A 20,283-nucleotide genomic window follows, 5' to 3' on the forward strand; every position below is an offset into this window, starting at 1 on the left:
TAGTAACCACTTTACTAACGCATAAATTACGATATTATTATAAGTCTGCCGCCGCCTTGTCTGACTTCAGACTAAAATCGAGGGGGAAATCCAGTTTAAAGCTGATATTCCGGCCCATATTGTAAAGGCCATGGGCCGGATTGGTATCCGCCGGAGAGTAATAAAAATATTTCAGCCGGCTGAGGTGGTCACGATAAGCAACATCGAACAGGTTGTCCCCCATGACATAGACATTGACAATGGTCTTCCCTTTCTTATTGGTGAACCCGCCGCCTATTCCTGCGTTGAAGAGCGTATAGCCGGCCGTAGGCGTCTCGGTGCCATAGGCGATGTAGGCACGATTCTGCGTGGCGGAATATTCGAGTTGAACTTTGATAAAGGCATTGGAGATATGGGCCTGCCGGTCGCTGAACTCATAGCGTAATTCTGAGAGGCCATGTGGCGGTGGGATAAAGGGCAGATAGCGGGCGCTGTCCCCGATGGATTTGGGATGAGAGCCTTTATTTTCCCCATAGATGAGCGAGAAGCTGTTCTCGAAATGCAGTGCTTTTACGGGATGGATGTCGATGCTGACCTCTCCGCCATAAAGGTGAGCTTTGGAAGCGACATACTTGAAATAGGGCAATTCGCTCACCGGGTCGGTGGAATCTTTGCCATCGGCCCTCACCAGCTTCTGGTCGTAAATGTAATTGGAGAGCACGTTATTAAAGAGATCGAGAGACGCTACGATATAGCGGGAGGAGAAGACGAAGCCGGCATCTTCCTGTAAGTTGAACTCGGGTTTGAAACCCGGGTTCCCCAATTGATAGAAATTGGTGCCGGGGTGGACGCCGTTGGCCGAGATCTCGGCGATGTTGGGCGCGCGATAGCCACGGGAGATATTGGCTTTTATGGAAAATTTATCCGAAAAATTATACGTTGCGCCGAAACTGCCGGAGAAGCCGGTGAAATTTTTCCGGTAAGTGGAAAATGGATTGGCCGCACCGGCGGTGTCTGCGCCTGTCACCGGCATGTCGAAGCCAGTGACAGGATTGGGTTTGGTGTAGAGCGCGAAGTTGTTGAAGCTGCGACTGTCGAAGCGGATGCCCCCGGAGACGTCCAGCTTATCGAAGGTCCTTTTGGCGAGTACGAAGGGACCGATATCGAACTGGTGGTAAGAGGGAATGACAAATTCCGTCCCATTGGTAACATTATTATCCTGATACATGCCATTGACGCCGACCGTAATCGTCCAGTCGTCGAGGTCGGGGAGGAAGTATTTCACGTCATAGGAGTACGTATTGAGTTCGAGGTCAAGCCCGGGGATGGCATTGAGAACGGGATGGCTGAATTCCTGGCGGATGCTGCGCTGGAAACCCAGGTTGATCTGCATCCGGCCATATTCGCCAAGGGTAAAGCTGTTGCCGGAGTAGATGCGGTAGTGCCGGACATGCTGGTGCAATTTTTCTATGGTGTAGCTGTTAAGGTCGTGCTGGGATACTATTGCCCGGACGGTGTCCGCTTCGGTTATCTGCCGGGTGAACTGGCCCGTAAGACTGTCACGGCTGCCGTCGGGTATTTCCTGCAGGTCGTCGAAGAGGACAAAATCGAGATGGGAATAGCCCCATTTGCGGTGAAGGCCGAGGGTAGCATTGGCATCCGTCTCGTTGTAAGCCGTGCCAAAGACGCGGCCGTCTATCTTATCCTGGTAGTCGACGGCCTGTTTGTGGGAGATGCGGCCCATCCATTCGAACCCATTCTTTGTAGCGCCGAGCATGGCAGAACCGCCGATATTCTTGTTGTTGGTTTGATAGTCGAGGGTGAGGCCGCCGATCATTTTTCCTTCCGGGGCCGGTTGGGTAGGGATGAGGTTGACAACTCCAGCCAGCGCATCCGAGCCAAAGCTAAGACTCGCCGGGCCTTTAATCACTTCCACTCTATCTACCGCAAACTGATCCACTTCGATGCCATGCTCATCTCCCCACTGCTGGCCCTCCTGGCGGATGCCGTCATACAGGGTGAGTATCCGGTTGTAACCCAGGCCCCGGATATAGGGTTTTGAGACGTTGGGCCCCGTCGTTACGGCACGAACCCCGGGTATTTTGGCGATGGCATCGATGGCGTTGGTGCTGATATTGGTAGCCAGGTAATCGTGGGAGATGGCTACGATTGGGACTGGATTGCGTTTTATCTGGGTAGCTTTGGAGAGCCCTGTGACGACTACGGCGCTTTCTTCGACATAGGAATCGGCGAGGGTGAAGTCCTGGGTGACGGGTCCGCTGATGATCACCGTCCTTGTCATGGTCTTAAAGCCGATGGAATGGACTTCGATGAGGTATTTGCCCGATGGAAGGGAGTTGAAGCGATAGTAGCCAGCGGTATCCGCAACAACACCCAATTTGAGATCGGGAATATAGATAGTAGCGCCGGAAAGTCCGCTGCCATTTTTATCGGTCACCCGGCCGGCGAGTGAGCCAGTGCCTGGATCAGGTGAGCCTGCGGCCGGGTAAGCTGTGGCCGACAAATTGGCTAAAACCATCAGTAACAATACAATGCCGGATAATAGTCGATTCATGACCGGACGAATTTAGGCAACCAGGGTAACTTGTTCCGCGATAAACTTGCTAAATGGTAGTTATTTTTTAAGAATGACAGTAAAAACCGAGCCATCACCGGGTGAGCTCTCGCAGGATATCTGGCCGTTGAGCTCCTCGCAGATGCGTTTTACGATAGCCAGGCCAAGCCCGGTGGAGGACTCCCCGGCTGTAGGTCTGGAAGATATCTTGCTGTACTTGGCAAAAAGGTGTGGCAGCTCATCTGGCGGAATGCCAACGCCTTCGTCGCGGATCTTGATGCTGATGGCGTCCTTTTCCTCGCTGACGCTGATCCAGACATTCTTACCGGTGGCAGTATATTTGATGGCGTTGGACAGCAGATTTTCAAGCATCCGGCCAAGGAGCTGACGATCGCTGAGGAAGTAGATGGCCTTGTTGGGGCAGTCCAGGTGCAGTTGTATGTCTTTTTTGGCTGCGGCGGGTTCGAAGTTGTCAATAACGTTTTCGGTGAAGATGCGCAGGTCGACGTTCTCCAGCTGCACCTTATGCTGGTTTGTCTGGGCTTTTTCAACGTCAAGGATATGGCGGATCAGGCTCTCGCCATAACGGGTAGCCTGACCGATGCGGTCCAGGGCCTTCCGCTGACTGAGGGAGAGATTATCTTGTTCGTTCTGCAACAACTGTTGCCACATGCTGATGCTGGCAAAGGGTGTGCTGAGATCGTGGGAGACGATGCTGATAAGGGAATTTTTTTCGTAATTCAATTCGGAGAGTCGTTCGTTCTGCCGGACGATGTGTTCGTTGGTGGCCTGGAGCTGGCGATTGGCGTTGCGTTTGGTGACGAACAGTACGGCGGCGGCGATGGCGATGAGCAACAGGAAAATGGCCATGATCAACATGATCCGGTTGTGAAACAGCTGTTGGTCGAGAGCGGCTTGCAGCAAAAGTTTTTCGTTCTCTTTTTTGCGGGCCTCGTATTTCTGTTCGAGCTCGGCGATAGATTTATATGTCTCGGCGTTGACCAGGGCCGTGTCCAGGGTATACCAGTCGCGTTGATACTCCCAGGCTTTTTTGTAATCCCCCCGGTGTTGGGCCAGCGCGGCGAGGATTTGGTAGCTGTCGGATTGTTTGCTTCTCGAATCCTGTTGCTTTGCGAGTTGCAGGGCAAGCCCCCCATATTTGCCGGCGGAGTCATAGGCGGCTTTTTGCGTGTACGAGTCGGCCATATTGAGCGCGTCCAGCCAGAGATTGGCCAGGTGGTCGGGGGCCTGGCTGTTGAGATCGGTATTGTAATTGATGCGAAACCATCGGATGGATTCGTCGTATTGCTTCAGAAAATAGTAGCTGTTGCCCATGTTGTTGTATATCTCATACAGGCTCTCCTTGCCTTTTTCCTCCAGGGGTTTGCCGATGCGCAGTCCTTCCTTCAAAAAGAACAGCGCGCTGTCGTATAAGTGGAGGTTATTGTAAATGGCGCCGAGGTTGGCATAGGACACGATGAGCGAATGAGCGTCGCCTAATTGGGTATTCAGGCGAACGCCTTCCTTGTATATCTCCTTTGCCTTCTGCGGCTGCTTCATATCCGAGGTGTAGACGGCGGCAAGATCAGCCATCAGTTCGGTCTGGCGGCCAATGCGGCCATGCCTGCGGGCGGAGTCGAGGGCCCGGTAATAGAAATTAAGCGCGTTGGTAAAATCACCTTTGTTCTCATAATACCAGCCGTATAACCGCAAGAACATAATATTGGCGTCGGCGTTCCCCCCATTGGGGTAGATATGGCTTATGGAGTCGGCATAATATTTTACGGAATCCACGTCGCTGAGATGGGCGGCCCGGTAATACGTCCGTTGGAGGGCATTGGTATCCACCTGTGCGGTCAGAACCTGGCTGATCAGCAAGAGAACTAAGAAAGATAAAAGCTTCACTAGTCGATCAAATTATTCCGCAAGGCGAATTTAACGAGGCCCACGGTATTATTGACGCCCAATTTGGCAATGAGGTTCTTGCGATGGGTTTCAACGGTGCTGACGCTGAGGAATAGCTTGTCAGCTATTTCCGCATTGCTGTATTCCTTACAGATGAGCCGCAGGACTTCCAATTCCCGCCGTGACAGGATCTCGTCGATCTGTTTGTCTTCGATGGTGATGGTGTTACGGAAATCTTCATCCCTGTCACCGATGTGGATGTCCTTGCTGAAAAAGCTGCCGCCATCCTGGACGGTCTTCAGCGCCAGCAACAGCTCGTCCAGGGAAGCATTCTTTAACACATAGCCCTGAATATTGTATTTGGACAATTTGTGAATATACCGGGTTCCGCGGAGCAGGGTCAGGTAGACGATGCGCAGGTCGGGGCGGATGGCCCTGATCTGCTGGAGAATTTCTTCTTCGCCCAGATCGGGCAGATATACGTCCAATAACAAGACATCGGTCTGCAAGTCCTGCACTTTTTCGAGGAGTTCTTTACCCGATGTAGCGGTGCCAATAACTTCTATGCCATCTTGCTTACCCAATAACAGGGCTAATCCTTCCAGGTAGATCTCATGATCATCGGTGATAAAAACTCGAATCATGGTATTTTAGTAGATTCCGTAAGTATTTCAACTACAAAGCAAGTTAAAACTATTTATGATATGAGTAAATTAAAAAGCCTCCTTGTTAGGAGGCTTTCCAAAAAATGAGTGGTTATACGGTGGCAAATAAGCCCTTTTGCCGAATCCGATGTCGTTTTTATCCGGTCCGGGCTATGTTTCGGCCCGTCCGCAGACATTAATTAAGATTTTCAATAATACCGGCAATTCCCTGGCCACCGCCGACACAAGCCGTCACGATACCATATTTCTTGTTCAATCTTTTCATGTCGTGGATCAATTGTACGGTGAGCTTGCAACCCGTGCAACCGAGCGGATGTCCGAGGGCGATGGCGCCTCCGTTGATGTTGACGATCGATGGGTCGATACCCAGTTCCCTTATGACGGCCAGCGACTGGGAAGCAAAGGCTTCGTTGAGTTCGACCAGGTCGATGTTGCCAAGATTCATCCCGGCCTGGCGTAGGGCCTTGGGAACGGCTTCTATCGGTCCGATGCCCATGATGCGGGGATGAACGCCGGCGCTGGCGCAGGCCACCAGCCGGGCGAGCGGTTTTAAGCCAAGCTCTTTCATCATCTTTTCTCCCATGACAATGACAAAGGCGGAGCCATCGCTTGTCTGGGAGGAATTACCGGCCGTGATGCATCCCCCGGCGGCAAAGACGGGTTTCAATTTGGCAAGTGCGTCGAGGGAAGTGTCTGCACGGGGGCCTTCATCGGTGTCCATCACAAAACTCCTTTTCTGCCGCCGTCCTTTCTCGTCTACATATACTTCCTCTACCGTCATGGGGAGGATACCGGATTTGAAGTAGCCTTTTTCAATGGCCTCGATGGCCTTACGGTGAGAATGGTAGGAGAATTCGTCCTGGGCTTCGCGGGTAACATTGAACTCCTTTGCCACGGCTTCAGCCGTGAGACCCATGTTCAGATAATAGTCCGGTTCTTCGGAGGCGATGGAATAAGCCGGCACCGTTTTCCAGCCGGCTTGGGGTACCATGGTCATGCTTTCCGTTCCGCCGGCGATGATGCAATCGGCCATGCCCGAGCGGATCTTGGCAGTGGCCATGGCGATAGTTTCCAGGCCGCTGGCGCAATAGCGGTTGACGGTGACCCCCGGGGCGTGGATGCCGACGGCGCGGGCGGCGATGATGCGACCCACCTGGAGCCCCTGTTCGGCTTCGGGTACGGCATTGCCGACGATGACATCGTCTACCCGTTTAGGATCGAGGCTGGGTACGGAGGCCAGCAGCCCCTTGATCACATCGATGGCCAGATCGTCCGGGCGATAGAAACGAAATTTTCCTCTCTTGGATTTGCCTACCGCCGTGCGGTAGCCGGCGATTATATATGCGTCTTGCATAATGATATGTTTATTTGGTTTCAGCGCAGACTCCGGCATTTGGACCGGCCGGTCGCTGCGCATAGTTGTTTATGCAACTTTCACATTCAAAGATAAGATTTTGATGGGAAAAAGGAAAGTGAAATATCTTCGCGGGCATGTATAAGATCCTGCGCACGTTATTGTTCTTTTTCCCGCCGGAGGGGGTGCATCATTTTTCTATGCGGTCGTTGAAGGTGCTATGTAGTTGGAGCGTGACGCGCCGGCTGGTGAGCTGGGGTTGTCAGCCGGAGGGAAAGGTAAAACGGCAGTTGCTGGGGCTGTTGTTTCCCAACCCCGTAGGATTGGGGGCGGGGTTTGACAAGAACGCGCTCTATCTCCGGGAGTTGGAAGCCCTTGTGTTTGGGTTTGTGGAGATCGGGACGGTGACGCCAAAGCCGCAGGCGGGTAATGAGCAGCCGCGGTTGTTTCGGCTGCCGCAGGACCAGGCGCTTGTCAACCGGATGGGGTTCAATAATGACGGGGTGGAAGTGATCGCTGCCCGGTTGCGGGCCTGGCGGGAGAGCGGAGACCAGCGCCTCATCGTCGGGGGGAATATCGGGAAGAACAAGGTCACCCCTAACGAGGAAGCCTGGAAGGACTATGAGCACTGTTTCCGGGCGTTGTATGCTTATGTCGATTATTTTGTAGTGAATGTCAGCTCTCCCAATACCCCCGGTCTGCGCGAACTCCAGGAAAAGGATGCGCTCCGCCGAATCCTCACCAACCTTCAGCGCATACGCTCCGAACTATCCGCCGCCGGTTCCCCCCATCGTCCCCTCTTGCTCAAGATCGCCCCTGATCTCACCTCCGAACAGCTGGACGATGTCATTTCACTGGCCCTCGAGATTGGCCTTGACGGGTTGGTAGCCACCAACACCACCATTAGCCGCGACGGCCTGCTCACCCCGGCCGAAAAATTGGAAGCCATCGGCGCCGGGGGCCTCAGCGGCGCACCCTTGCGCGAGCGGGCTACCGAAGTCGTGCGTTATGTATGCGAAAAGACAGCGGGTCGCCTCACCGTCATCGCTTCCGGCGGCATCTTTACGGCCGCCGATGCGCGTGAAAAGATCGCTGCCGGCGCCTCGCTCGTGCAGGTGTGGACGGGTTTCATCTACGAGGGACCCTTTATCGTCAACCGCATCTGCCGCGGGTTGCAGAGCGGCGATCAGTAGTATATATATGTTTTAACGACAACGTCCCCGTTGTCTGCCGAATCCGTTTCTTTGGTGAGCCTGCCGGCGCCGTCGAAAGCATAAGAGTAGGTAATAGTGCCAATAGGACTACCTGCCCCGTCCGTCACTTTTTGTGTGGCCGGCAGGTATTTGGCCCCCGGGGCAAAATAGGTGGGGTTTGTCCTGACACTCAGCGGGTAAGTGGTATAAGTGAACGTAGTGATCTGATTGATATTACCCTGCCCGTCGCTTTGCACATCTTTTATGGTATTCCCATTATTATCATAGGTATAATCGTCGCGCGTATCGATGCTTGTTCCGGCGCTGGAATACGAATACGTCGTATCGCGGGTCAGCAGGCTGCCTGTGTAAATATATTTTTCTGTCGTCGTGTCGTTGGTGTTATCAAACTGAAAAGTGCTGTCGACGTAGGAGGCACTGTTGATATAGAATATCTCATGGATAGACAACTGGTTATTCTCGAAAAGGTCAAGCGTGAAGCTTTTACTCGAATAGGTGTATACGAATTTCAGGGCCGGGGAGGCCAGGCTGGTGATCCGGTTGTCGTTATCATACGTAACATTGAAGCTGTCGGTCACATGCGAGTTGCTTGTCTTTGCATCTTCGATGTACATTTTCAGCTTATTGGCATTCCCGGAAGAATTGGCGCCGTTGTTCTTTTTACAGGATACCAGCAGGTATAAGGCGATAACATAAAGGGGTAGGTGTCTGATAGGCATAGAGTCGAGTTTAGGATGGAGTATACCCGAAATTAAGCAATAGTAGTGATGTACGAAAAGCATAGCGCAGATATTATGCGGTCGCCCCTGAGGGGCCACCGTAATTTAGACAAGCGATAACCGAGCGTTTCGCAATGATTAACAATTAAAACGCTGCACTATGAAGCCGGTTTCAGCGGGACTGGGGCTCATGAGGAGCTCTGCAAACTTGGGATTAAGAATATCGTTGTCCATTAACCGGCTAAAAAGTTGTTTGTTGTTTTCCGGTATCGACTGCAGTTCAATTTTTGAAGGGTATATCTCAGCCAGAGTGATCGCCTCCGGTGGTATCTTTACGGTTCTGTTTCCCTATCCAAGATATAGTTTAACGCCTCATCGGAATCTTTGAAATGCCCCGCTTCAAATTTTGTCCGGTATCGCCGATTGATAAATCTAAGTAACAATTCATCATCTTTTCCACCATGCGTAAACAATGCCCAAGACCCATACATTTTTAATATTTCATGCGGCTTTACCAATAGCATGATATTCATCCCCAGATGTAAAGGGTCATCACAGATCGCTGTACCTTTTTTTTCCGCTATTACTCTCCAAAGGGTGCGCTTATAGTTCAAGTTAACATAATCCGTGAATGTTCCAGTTGGAGAATTGCTAAAAATTCGCATAGATTTAATATCTTCCCTGGCGACGTCTTTGACAACATTGGTTATTGTGTCCCACACCGGGTAGGCGATTCCTTCACGCCACAATTTTATTAATCCTCGTAGAGTATCTGCGTTTTTTGTTACGATATACCCCCCGACAACAGGAGCGGAGTAAATAGAGGGATGAGGATAGGTAATCGGCCATTTCTTTTCCTGTGCCAAGGCAGGTCTGCAAAATAGCGCCAGCCAAACTATGTTAAGCAGAATTCTCAAATAAACATACCATTTTCTACTCCTCAAATTATCTCTCTTTTAACGATTTATCAATTATTAATGTGGGGTCAAAAAATTATCAGGCAAGAAATCATTAGGCCATCCCCCTAAGGTGTTATAAAATGTATTATAGCCGTAAAGGTCCTCATTATAGGGTTTTGTTTCAAATTGGTTTTGCACCAACTGTTGAGTAAGCGCATTACCGGCATTTGCCAAAAGCGTTTGGAACACCTTTCCGAAGGCCTTTTTAAGAAATTCGCTATTATTAATTTGGTTATGAACTATTTGTGCTTCATAATTCGACGTGAAGCCTTCCCATGCAGCTTCCCCCAGATTTGAACCGCTGAAATCCCACTTGTGTGTTTGAGCATTATAGGCCTGCAACGCCTTGTTGCCTGTATTTGAAATAGCTCCACCAAACGCATTGGATAAAGATCCTCCTAGCAAACCGTTTGGATCTACGTGTACCCATCCATCAATTAAATTTTGCATGTGATTTGACTGGAATCCAGCTTGAATGGCTGCAGTGGCGGAGTAGCCTGCAAACAATCCTACGGTGGACCAGGAATCCGATTTTAACTGATCGCTTTGTTGAATTAGGTTTGAAATTTCAGTGGTAGAATAGACGGCGGCAAATGAGACAGCGGCTTTAATACTCCCATAGCCACCCACTTCCATTGCTGTACCAAATTGTGACATAGCCGCTGACTCGGTAGCGGCATCAGTAGACATAAAAGCTACATTTCCTCCGCCCAAGGTATAATAGCCAATTTCTGCGATAGCGGCTCCCTCCGCCCCGGCTACCAATGCTTTCCCTCCCCAATGATGTGTTTCAAGGCCATATCCTACATAGTTGGTGATAAAGCCGATTCCCATGACAATAAGATCGTCAACTCCAAACATTCTCCCATCCTTATCCTTTCCATTCGGCCAATTATTACCCATCGCCAGATAGGGGTTGGAATACTGGCTCGCCGGGTCCTGGGTATGCCACCGGCCAAGCTGCTGATCATAGAACCGGGCGCCGAAATCATGTTCGGCCAGGCCTGTCCCGTCACTGAATTCCTGGTCCTGCATCTCCTTGCTTTGGTAATGATTGAAATTCGGCAGCTTGTTCCAGGCGCGATCGCTGATGCCGGCCATGACAAGGCCCGCTGGATAATAATGGGTCTCCTCCAGGATGGGACCCCGGGTCTGTACTACCTGGAGATTATCAAAAAACACGTCCTGATTGGTTTTGTTATCGCAAAACACGAACAGATACCCATTCGTCGTCATGGGAACATTCAGCAGCGCGTGCGATTTAACGACATCCCCTGTGCTGCTTACAAGGTCGGTGCTCATACCTACGGGCACAAACTGGTCGTTGAAGAGGACCCAGCTGATTCCCGCATTTGGCTCCGTAGAAGGAGCGGGCTGACTGGGCTGATTATTTAGCAGGGTGGTGAGCGGGTTAGTGGTTGCCCCTGAATTGCTTAGTGTAGCTCCGGTCACCGCGGAGTGTGTACTGCTGGTTACGACGGGAGTGCCGGCAAAGACATTTAACAGGGAACCCATCAACAAACTCACCGGATAGGTGGTTATAGTAGCTCCCGAATTATGCCAAATGCTCTTACCAAAAATGGATACCTGGTCGCCTGCCATAACCTTTAGGGTTATACCAAGACCGACCCTATCACCCATCCCGGCATTCAGCCGGTATACGTAGTTGCTGATCTGGTTCGCGGCTGCATCGCCTGGATTATTAACACCGGGATTACTATTGACATAATTGTCACTTGACGACCACCATGTCAGCGAACTGGTAGCCGTAACATCCCCCGGCAAAATGGAATAGTAGTTTTGTTCGGTATTGATCGAGCCGGTCTCCAATGTAGCAGCGGGGTAAGTATCCTGCCATTGCTCGTCCGTCAACACCATTCGTACATTGTTAACATTATCCCGGATAAAATAGTCAAATGCATAGCCGGTGGGCTGGGTGGGGTTAGTTGCATTGGTGTAAAGAGCGCGAACCCGTCCCTGTTGGCTGCCGATGAACTGCAATTCATCCGTGTATTGCAGCGAGGAAAGTGCGGGGTTTCCATAGGAGACGCTTTTGTATACAAATCCATCGATATAGGTGGTTGTAGTCGTAATACTGGTAGTATAGCTCGAACCATTATAGGTGACCGATCCGCTATTCTCCGTAGTGATCTTCCTCACTTTATTGCCTGCCGCGTCATAGACAAATTGAATATTGCCCTTACTGTTGGTGATCGTTATCGTTTGGGGAAGGTTTAAGTAATTATAGGCAATGGTGCCGATGGCCCGGTTGGCATCCGATGTAACATTCCCATTGGCATCGTACCCATAATCTGTGGTCGTCGAGCTTTTGGTACCGGCATAATGGAAATCCCCCAATTTGGAAGCGGGGTTAGCAGCATTGTACGAACTGTTATCGGCCACATATTGCAGCCGGTTGCTGTTGTTGCCATTAAGGTAGTTATAGGTCAACTGGTCTATCGGCTGCGACCCACCGGGAATCCACCCATTCTGCTGCATCGATCCGATGTTGCCGTTTAGATCATAATTCGAAAGAGATACACTAAAATCTATGCCGGCCGTTTTGTCAAAAGTGCTCCCGTCCAATTGATTGAAATCTGCCCCCTTTAAACGACTGGACATATCATAGGTGTAATCGTATTTTCGCACCTGGTTATCACCCTTGCTTTTCCATACCGTACCAGCCAAATTACCGTTGAATATCGGAGTAGCATAGCTTCCTATGGAAGTCCCTGTTGCCGCAATATTCCCATTATCATAACCCAAATCAAAACCAAAATAATTGGCGCCGGCACCAGCCGTTTCGGCAAAAGCCCTGTTCATTCCCAAAGACCATCCTCTAACGTTGTAATCAAATTGTTGGGTCTCCAGGTTGTTTCCCAGTACGTTTGTTTTTAACCGGCCCAGCTCGTCGTACTGGTTTTGGACCAAGGTCGTCACCGGTGTCGCTGTCGACACTCCATTTGTCGTACTGGAGACTGACTTGGTAAGACTCAACAACCTTTCCATGGCATCATAATTCATGGCGGTCGATACCAGGTGGCTCTGCAAATTAATCCCGGCTTTATTATGTGACTGCAGGGTGCGGATCATCTTACCACTAAAGTCATATTGATTGGTAACGACATCCGTACCCCCGGTGATATTGTAGCTCTGTGTCTGTATCACCCTTCCCCTATCATCGTAAAGGATAAATGCATATAGGTTCTGTGAGGGAGAACCAAGTGTAGCTACTATTTTCCCGGTTACCAACCCCTGAATCTGGGTGCTCTGGACTATAGGCGCAGCATATGTGGGAGAAGTGTAATTGCTGGTAACAAAATAAGCACTATTGCCTGTATTTGCTGTATTCAGGAGGGCGGATTGATTTACTGTCGGTGAATTCAACCAGTTGTAGTTGTCATAAAAAGTGGCTGTCAGTTGGGTTATCGCAAGACCAGAAGGGATTGGGTTGTTGTTGACGGTAATGTTACCCGAAGCCGTTGCGGGTTGCAACCCGATAGATGCACTGAAATTGCCATTCGCCGGGGTTGAAAATCCCTGACCAAGCGTAATGCTTTGCGTCGCCCGCCAGTCTCCGGTTGTGTTGGGTTGATTCAGTGGAATATTTACCCCCTGAATGGCCGATGGGGCAGCAATAGATACGCTACCCGAACTGTTACTACTGGTCTGACCATTCACCTGATTCTGCATGGTGAGGAGCGAACTGCTACTGGTGATCGTGCCTGACATCACTTGCCTGTTCAATCCATCATAGAGGTAACAAAGCCATTGAGGCTGGCCGGGCTGGGAAGGCAGCCCCGCACGCATGTTCCCATCCTGTGTCATGACCAACCTGTTGCGCATGTCGTAGACCATCCACACTTCACCCCCGCTGCCAGAAGGAGTACCGGGTGTCTTCTTAATGATCATCCGGTCAAGGCCGTCGTATTCGAAACGGTAACAGAGTTCGTCTGCCTGGGTTTGACTGATACTCCAGCTTCCATCTATCTGGGCAACTACATCCGGGGGGATGATAAACCGAAGGTGACCGTAATCGTCGTATACATTATAAGTACAAAGCCATCCCGAATGAGCGCTTCCACCGCCAATATCAGGAGTAGTATTGTCGGTCATCACTTTCTTGAGAATTACCTGTCCATACCGATCTTTATAGGTAATCGTCTGCGCGCCCTGTTCGTTTATAGTGATGGTTTTATATAGTTGCCCTGCACCATAAGCACCGCTGCTTACCGGTATGCTACCCTGATTGATACCGATGGACCACATTTGGACATTGTCGGTGGATGTATTGATAAGGGCTTCGACCTGAACATTGTGCTTATTCTGTACTCCTGCCGTACCTGCCCAATTCACACCCGGAGCATAAGTATCAAGGGTGCGGTTGAGGGGCGACTGTTCATAATCCACTTGGCTATACGCCCAGGTATAATTGGCCAAAGGCCCCAGATTGGCCCCATTCGCGTACAGTTCGTTCGGCTGGCCTTGTAATTGAGCATCATAAAAGGTCTCTTGCTGGAGGAATGCATCCGCCTTGAACTTACCGTCATTGGTAACATCCCCGGATTGAGCAGCCGAAGAGGTGAATGGCAGGAATTGATATTGTTCGTGACCAAACGAGTTGTATACATGAGCCGTCACCATATCATTTCCAAGCGGGCTTCCTTGTTTCAAAACCGTTTGCATGGGTCTTCCCCAACCGTCAAAATATTGTGTCGTTTGTTTTACATCCGTCAAGGGGCCTGTCAGCAGAGTGGAAGAAGTTTGACCCGGAGCCGTCGCTTCCCAGATGCGGGTATAATTGACGGCCGTGCCGGTATACGCAGTGGGTGGGATATAGGGCTGGCTCTGTGCATGCAGTTGATTTATCGCTATAACGCTATACACAATTGTAATGAGCAATAAATTTTTTTTCATATTTATCAGATATAACGATGATTATTGTTGTAAGCCCACCTGGTATTGATAGTCGTATTGTTTCAGGATATTCCCGTCCTGGTCCCGGACATGCAGCAATCTGCCCAGGCCATCATACTCATAGGTGAGTGTTTTTCCCGAAGGGTCAGTCTCTGAAGTTTTGCCGACCAGGGGGCTGTAGGTGTACGTCGTCATCAGCGCATCCGAGGGAAATACCCTGACATCGTCTATTGGACCAGTCAAGGTCATATTAGCTGTATAGGGTTGCTGGTTAAAGACCCATTGACTCCCGTTTAGCTGCCACCACTGAATAATGTATTGTCTGCTGTTGGGAGGAGTAAACGGAACCGTATAGCTGGAATTATTAAAATATCTTGTACCCGTGTGGGCGGCACCGGCGGTCGATAACCCGTTTTGTTCAAATCCCTCATAAAAGAACTCGGAATACCCGGTGGAAACGTACGAGGCCCCCTGGTAGGTGCAGGTAACGGTCATCGGCCCGCTGCTCGGGTCCTGCATCAATGTAAATGTCATTGAATAGGTGTCGGGTGGAACGTTGTGGTAAGGTATAGAGCTACTTCCCAGACAAGCACTCGGACTGCTGGAATTGCAAAGCCTGCTGGTCGCCGTCCAGCCCGTCGAGGCGCCAGTGATGGTAAATTCAAGTTGGTAAGCATTATTATCCTGTGGCACGCCTGTCAGGGCGACGGTCAGGTCTCCTGAGGTGTTAGAGGTAAAAGTAGTAGGGGGCGTAAATGCCGTATTGAGGGGTTCACCGGGAGGAATATTGAACTGGGCCGTTTGTGGGGCAGACTGCGTGGTCGTGCTGATGGAATTGACGGCATTTTCGATCTTGACTAAAGGGTATGACAAATTATAGCCATAAGTAGCAGAGGTCGACTTGCCCCCCGTCCAATTGGATGAGATCAATTGCGAAGTACTGACATCATAATTCAAAAATTGCTGCTGCATCTGTGCGCCTGCGGTATAAATGGTAGTGGTGGTTGGATACCAGTTCGTACCCAGGCCCGTTGAAAGAGGTGAATAAAGCGTATGCGTTTCCCGGGTAAAGCTATTGCGACTATCAATGCGGTGAACCAGAAGGCTGGTTGCATTTATGGCACTGGAAGCAAGGGTAGCCAGGTTGCTTATCTCTGTCGGTGTCTCGTAGGGAATACCGGTATCGTCGGAATAATAATAGGTCTGGACATGGCTTTGCCCCTTGGAATCGGTAGTGGTGATAGACCGCACCTGCCGGTTGTCCGGTGCGTAGGTATAGGTTGTAGTAGTCATCATACTTCGGGCAGTCGGTGACATTTGGTCAAAATCGACGTGAACCTTCTGCATCAGCCGCCAGTCCTCTATATTCGAATGGTAGATATTCACACCCCAATAATAGTTGCCATTCTGGTACCACCAGGTATTATCCTGGATACCGATCTCTTTTATGGCAGGCTGGTTGTTTTCGAGCGACCCATAAGTATAGGAATCCTGGGAAACCGGGTCACCATTCGCCTTACGCGTGAACTGAGCTTTCAGCATTCCCCTTTTATATGAGAAGGATGAAAGCTGTTCGGCAACCTGCGCACTATAAGTAGTACTATAATCCTGTGTGGAATAAAAATAAAGTGGCGATATATTATCAGGGTAATCGTTGAAATTATAATAAAGGCTGGTGGTTGAACCTCCATTAGGGTCTGTCTCTATGACTTGTGAATAGCCGACCATTACTCCGGCATCATCCGCAACTCCATACGGAGATTGAGAAAGACATAGTGTTTCCAGGCTGCAACAGTTGATGCCATAAAATAGTTTCACATGCCTGTATAGGTCGCTCCCTATCCGCCCGGTAGAATGGCCGTAGGCATCATAATAATAATAACTCGTCGTCAGGTTTTCTCCGGTTGGGAGTTGCCGTACGATGCTGCTGATCCTGTCGCCGCCCACCAATACATTGCTCGATCCGTTGAAATAGTCGTTCTGGTCATAATTGAACACTGTTGACGCCCCACCCAACTGATCAATTTCCTGGAGGGAGAAAATAGCGGCCATCGGCACTGCAAGGTTGGTTCCTGTAGGGCTATAAAAACTAGGTTGCCTGTAGCTATCAGGATAAGTAAAATATCCATCATATGGCAAGGCGAGGCCGTTTAAATTCTGGTACCCCCAATAATCGAGTTTCATCGCTTCTGCCTTTCCGCAAAAAGGCAGATTTTGATAATATTTAAGATTATAGAGGGTCTGTGCGGTTGAGGTGGCCGTAGTACCGCCGGTTATAGTTATGGTGGTCAACAGTCGCCTATAGGAGTCACTCCATTCGAGGGGATCAGCATAGGGAGGAGTATCACCATAACAGTTTGTCTGAATGTCCGTATAGGTGAGGTTGTAAGTCCAGAGAACAGTTGTATTTGCATTCGTAGCTGGATCAAATTGTTTGATCCTAATACTCGTGAGGGCCGGAGGATTGGAAGCAGCAATATTCGAATTGCTGTTGCCAGTGTAAGTAAAGTCCGCTTCGCCCAGCTTGGTGATGATCTGCGAAACAAATGCTGGTCCATTATATACAATGCTCCCGCTTTGCGTATTTGATGTATTTAGGGAATAACCTGTGATGTCAACGGTGGGGGGATTGCCCGAACCTGAGGGGAAGGTGGCGGTATAGTCCTCCCAGGGTTCGTAGGAATAGACGGTTTCATCCGGCCAGGTCTGATAGACAAAGCTGATCACATCCTTCGAGTTCAGGGTGATGATCTTTTCCAGATACCATGTACTTACATATTGAAAAGAAAAGCCAAAGAATTTTGTCGTTGCCATCGTCCTGTAGCCTACATGTACACCAAAGATATATTGGGTACCCTGGGCATCGATGACCGTGATACCGGTGGAAATCGCGTTGGCGCTATTATTGTACAAGTAGTGAATGACCTTCAACCCCCTATTGTTTCGAAATACCGGATTGCCTGAGGGGTCCAGGGTAAATTGAGAAGTAAAATAAGGAGTGGTGATCACGAAGATATCCGGTTCTCCATCTACCAGATGTGATAGAGTACGTATTCCGGCATTATTATTCGTATTGTTGAACCCTAGCGTCGCCTGGGCATTGGGGCTATTGAAGTCGTTCGTAACAGCCGTCCCTTTCATATTGGTACCTATATACCCGTTTGTCGATTCATCGGGAAGACCCCTTACGGTTCGGGTAATACTCCCTCCGGCCATCAAAGTCCAATCCATGCCTACTGAGGTATTAGGATCGGCGGGCCTCACCCCATTGTTAGCCGTATAATCGATGGAAATGGGAAGTTGGAGGTCGGAGCCTTTTAGCGTATAAATAGGGAGGGACATTTGCAGCCCCCCGGTATAAAGACTGGGGGAAATACTTGCCGAAGCATTAAGAAAGTTCGGACTCCCGTTTGGCGAAGCACTATTGTTGTAATTCATCGAGTTGTCTCCTGTAGCAATTTGTGACAGAGCCGTCACTGCCATCGACAAAAAAACTACGGAAATGATAAAGACCCGGCGATAGAAATAAAGAATGCGCATACGTTATATTTCAAATAAATTAAAATCCATAACCTACCCGGAAAAGGATAGGCTGTGTCTTTGGCACCTGTTGGTAACTAAGGAAATCCCAAAGCAGTTGCATGGTCGTTTTTTTCAGGAACCGGCTCTTGACTGATACTGTCTTCATTACTCCGACAAGGCCGCTTCGTGTCCACCAGTCGAGGTTGTGTATCTGTTTAAATGAAGAAAAAGGCGTCTCATAATTATATTCAAGACCGCCAGTGGCCGACCAGCTTCCTTTAATTTGGATGTTCAGGTAAGAGCGTAAGCCGACTCCCTGGCTCGAAAGCGCGATATGGTTGATACCGCTGCCCCAGCCCATTTTGTAACTGGCGCCCACCCCAACAGAATTTCTGTTATTCAATTTATATCCTACCGTAAGCGCGAAGTCCGTCACTGTAGGAAAATTATAGTTCGTTCGGCTTGTTTGCACGTTGGCGCCATATTCCAGTCTCCCCCAGAAGGTTTTGGTCTTCTGATTATTGGGCTTAAAGTCAGGAGATTCGATATTACCTCCACCCGTGCCGTATTGGCGGAGCCTGTCTTTCAGGGTACTTAGCTGGGATTGTGCAGACTGGATGTTTTGGCTCAACGCATCCATCCCTCCTTGTCCCCCCGGGGCGATCTGCCCCTGGATCATCTGCTGCAACTGATCGCGCGTTTGCAAGCCTGCCAGAGCGGCCTGGGGCGTCGATGAATTTGCACTATTTCCCGGCAAATGAAACAGGCTGGCCAATTGGGAATTCGAGCGCATAAAATCCTGGAAGGCGCTGGTTTGCCGCAACAAGGACAAGGCCTTCTTTTCCAGTTCATCGGGGTTGTTGAGCATATCCTTGTAATGCTGCACCTGTTGCGTATAATAATAAGCTTGCTGATTCAATCCCTGGTATTCCTTATCCAGGCCTGCAGGTAGATGAGTATATTGGCTAAGGTATTGCTTGATCAACTGTCTTCGTTGCTGCACGAAGGCATTCACAGCCTCTGTATTCTGCATCCGCCCCTGTAGTTGTTGGAATTGTGCCGATGCGTCTTGCACAAGGCCTGCGTCCTTTCCGGCAGCGCTGGTGAACTGCGGATTTTGTTGCAAAAAACGCAAGGCCGTTCCCAGTGAATCTGTGTACGGTTGATAGGTTCCGCTAAGATTGGTTGACTTGAATGAGGCCGGGTCGGCCTTGAATTTCTGCATCATGGCAGCATATTGTTGCTCGGAATTGGCAAAAAGCCTTGCTGCCGCGACTGAATCCTTTTTTGCCAGCTTTTTTTTAAGCCGCTGTTCCTGCCGCGCCATTTTTTGCAGGTATTTCTCCGTTTGCCGGGTCAATTGCTGATCAAGGTCACCGGCCTTTCTCTTAATGCGGTTAAATAGCTTCGATGGAAAATTTAGCGCCTTATTCGCGAGGGAATCGACGGATTGACCGTAGGAAACCGAAAATGAGGCTATCAACACGCCTAGACAGATGACGGCTTTTCGCAGCCATACATACGGGACCACACCGGCGCAGCAAGACAATGCTATTCTTTCGGGCATAAAGGTTGCAGTTAACGGTAATATAATTACTGTTAACACAGGGCGGATGAAAGCTGATATTACCTGGCCGGTTTCTCCAGCCGGCTGATACGCTGTTCGAGGCTTTCCAGGGTGCGGTTGCGCTCTTCAATCTTTTTTAGCAATACCACCTGGTCCCTTCCACAGCCAGTTGGTTGAACCCGACATTGGTAGTGCCAATGGCTACGGGACCGCCGGCAAAAAAGGTCGTACCCTGCGCGTTCAGCTGCGTTGTAACGCTGTTCGAGGTATTGAATAGGGAACCGTACCTCCGACGGAAGGGGTCCCATATTTGAAATAGTCCATAAGAATTGTTGCTCGGATCTATTCTCGTGAACAGCACCGACGAGCCCCAGCGGATACTATGAAGATCCAAATGGAAGGTGCCATCATCGTAGGTATTAAATTGAAATGACGGCGCGGTCACTCCATCGTGCAGGTTACCCATGCTCAACGGGGTCTGGGTTCCGGTTGGACCGGCGGTGGTAGTTTCATTGGCTATCCAATCGGAACTAATATTCGGTGTTTGCGCATACGAGAGCCGAACGATAAGGCAGAAGAATAGGCTAAGGCTAATACGGCATAGGAAGGTCAATCGCCTTGGGGCGCTTTTCATAAAACAAGGTTTATATGTTATCAAAATAAAGTAATTGCCTCGATATCACAAATGGTACAGCTGATCAGGCAACACAATATCGGTTGAGAAAACTGCCTTACGCTTCATTTCGGTTTTCCATGGGCGTGCATATCGGAATAACAAATGCGCTTTTATTAATCATAACTGTGCAGCGCCGGTCTCAAAGCTTATGACTGCCGGATGATTAAAAAATCGAGTAAAAGTACTCTCGCTTTTGTGGTTTTCCGCAGTGAAAAAAGCTTCAAGACCGGT

At 49.8% G+C, this 20,283-nt stretch carries 11 protein-coding genes; 1 reads left to right on the plus strand and 10 read right to left on the minus strand.

Going from position 1 to position 20,283, the window contains the following annotated elements; translation table 11 throughout:
* Positions 1–37: 37 nt before the first annotated feature.
* From IEY39_RS16450 to IEY39_RS16465, 4 genes are all read right to left on the minus strand, one after another.
* Positions 38–2,554, minus strand: coding sequence for a TonB-dependent receptor (locus IEY39_RS16450; protein ID WP_188933466.1), 2,517 nt, complete (start codon positions 2,552–2,554; stop codon positions 38–40).
* A gap of 60 nt (positions 2,555–2,614) precedes the next feature.
* Positions 2,615–4,459, minus strand: coding sequence for a tetratricopeptide repeat-containing sensor histidine kinase (locus IEY39_RS16455; protein WP_188933468.1), 1,845 nt, complete (start codon positions 4,457–4,459; stop codon positions 2,615–2,617).
* Positions 4,459–5,103, minus strand: a complete 645-nt coding sequence (locus IEY39_RS16460; RefSeq protein ID WP_188933470.1) for a response regulator transcription factor — start codon at positions 5,101–5,103, stop codon at positions 4,459–4,461. Before IEY39_RS16460 ends, IEY39_RS16455 begins: the two co-directional genes overlap by 1 nt.
* 196 nt (positions 5,104–5,299) lie before the next feature.
* Positions 5,300–6,478 (minus strand): acetyl-CoA C-acyltransferase, encoded by a 1,179-nt coding sequence (locus IEY39_RS16465; RefSeq protein WP_188933472.1) that lies wholly within the window; start codon positions 6,476–6,478, stop codon positions 5,300–5,302.
* A 137-nt stretch (positions 6,479–6,615) separates the two neighbouring features.
* Here IEY39_RS16465 and IEY39_RS16470 point away from each other — a divergent pair, with 137 nt between their 5' ends.
* Positions 6,616–7,671 (plus strand): quinone-dependent dihydroorotate dehydrogenase, encoded by a 1,056-nt coding sequence (locus tag IEY39_RS16470; protein WP_188933474.1) that lies wholly within the window; start codon positions 6,616–6,618, stop codon positions 7,669–7,671.
* Here the strand turns inward: IEY39_RS16470 and IEY39_RS16475 are convergent.
* From IEY39_RS16475 to IEY39_RS16500, 6 genes are all read right to left on the minus strand, one after another.
* On the minus strand, positions 7,665–8,411 hold the full coding sequence (locus tag IEY39_RS16475) for a hypothetical protein (protein WP_188933476.1): 747 nt from the start codon (positions 8,409–8,411) through the stop codon (positions 7,665–7,667). The genes IEY39_RS16470 and IEY39_RS16475 overlap by 7 nt on opposite strands.
* Before the next feature lie 332 nt (positions 8,412–8,743).
* Positions 8,744–9,328 (minus strand): hypothetical protein, encoded by a 585-nt coding sequence (locus IEY39_RS16480; protein ID WP_188933478.1) that lies wholly within the window; start codon positions 9,326–9,328, stop codon positions 8,744–8,746.
* Between the two features lie 57 nt (positions 9,329–9,385).
* A complete protein-coding gene (locus IEY39_RS16485) occupies positions 9,386–14,287 on the minus strand; it encodes a DUF6443 domain-containing protein (protein WP_188933480.1) in 4,902 nt (1,633 codons plus the stop codon).
* 21 nt (positions 14,288–14,308) lie between these two features.
* Positions 14,309–17,827: an RHS repeat protein gene (locus IEY39_RS16490; RefSeq protein ID WP_229688941.1), complete on the minus strand. Its 3,519-nt coding sequence runs from the start codon at positions 17,825–17,827 to the stop codon at positions 14,309–14,311.
* 19 nt (positions 17,828–17,846) lie between these two features.
* Positions 17,847–19,376, minus strand: a complete 1,530-nt coding sequence (locus IEY39_RS16495; protein WP_229688942.1) for a GumC domain-containing protein — start codon at positions 19,374–19,376, stop codon at positions 17,847–17,849.
* Between the two features lie 136 nt (positions 19,377–19,512).
* Entirely contained in the window at positions 19,513–20,010 is a 498-nt protein-coding gene (locus IEY39_RS16500; protein ID WP_188933482.1) for a hypothetical protein, read from the minus strand.
* Positions 20,011–20,283: the final 273 nt, after the last annotated feature.

Source organism: Puia dinghuensis (genome assembly GCF_014642875.1).
Classification (GTDB): domain Bacteria; phylum Bacteroidota; class Bacteroidia; order Chitinophagales; family Chitinophagaceae; genus Puia; species Puia dinghuensis.

Excerpts from the sequence above, each read along its gene's own strand:
- IEY39_RS16475 (WP_188933476.1), bottom strand. The coding sequence starts at position 8,411 with ATGCCTATCAGACACCTACCCCTTTATGTTATCGCCTTATACCTGCTG.
- IEY39_RS16495 (WP_229688942.1), bottom strand. The coding sequence starts at position 19,376 with ATGCCCGAAAGAATAGCATTGTCTTGCTGCGCCGGTGTGGTCCCGTAT.
- IEY39_RS16500 (WP_188933482.1), bottom strand. The coding sequence starts at position 20,010 with ATGAAAAGCGCCCCAAGGCGATTGACCTTCCTATGCCGTATTAGCCTT.
- IEY39_RS16470 (WP_188933474.1), top strand. The coding sequence starts at position 6,616 with ATGTATAAGATCCTGCGCACGTTATTGTTCTTTTTCCCGCCGGAGGGG.
- IEY39_RS16465 (WP_188933472.1), bottom strand. The coding sequence starts at position 6,478 with ATGCAAGACGCATATATAATCGCCGGCTACCGCACGGCGGTAGGCAAA.
- IEY39_RS16450 (WP_188933466.1), bottom strand. The coding sequence starts at position 2,554 with ATGAATCGACTATTATCCGGCATTGTATTGTTACTGATGGTTTTAGCC.
- IEY39_RS16485 (WP_188933480.1), bottom strand. The coding sequence starts at position 14,287 with ATGAAAAAAAATTTATTGCTCATTACAATTGTGTATAGCGTTATAGCG.
- IEY39_RS16460 (WP_188933470.1), bottom strand. The coding sequence starts at position 5,103 with ATGATTCGAGTTTTTATCACCGATGATCATGAGATCTACCTGGAAGGA.
- IEY39_RS16490 (WP_229688941.1), bottom strand. The coding sequence starts at position 17,827 with ATGCGCATTCTTTATTTCTATCGCCGGGTCTTTATCATTTCCGTAGTT.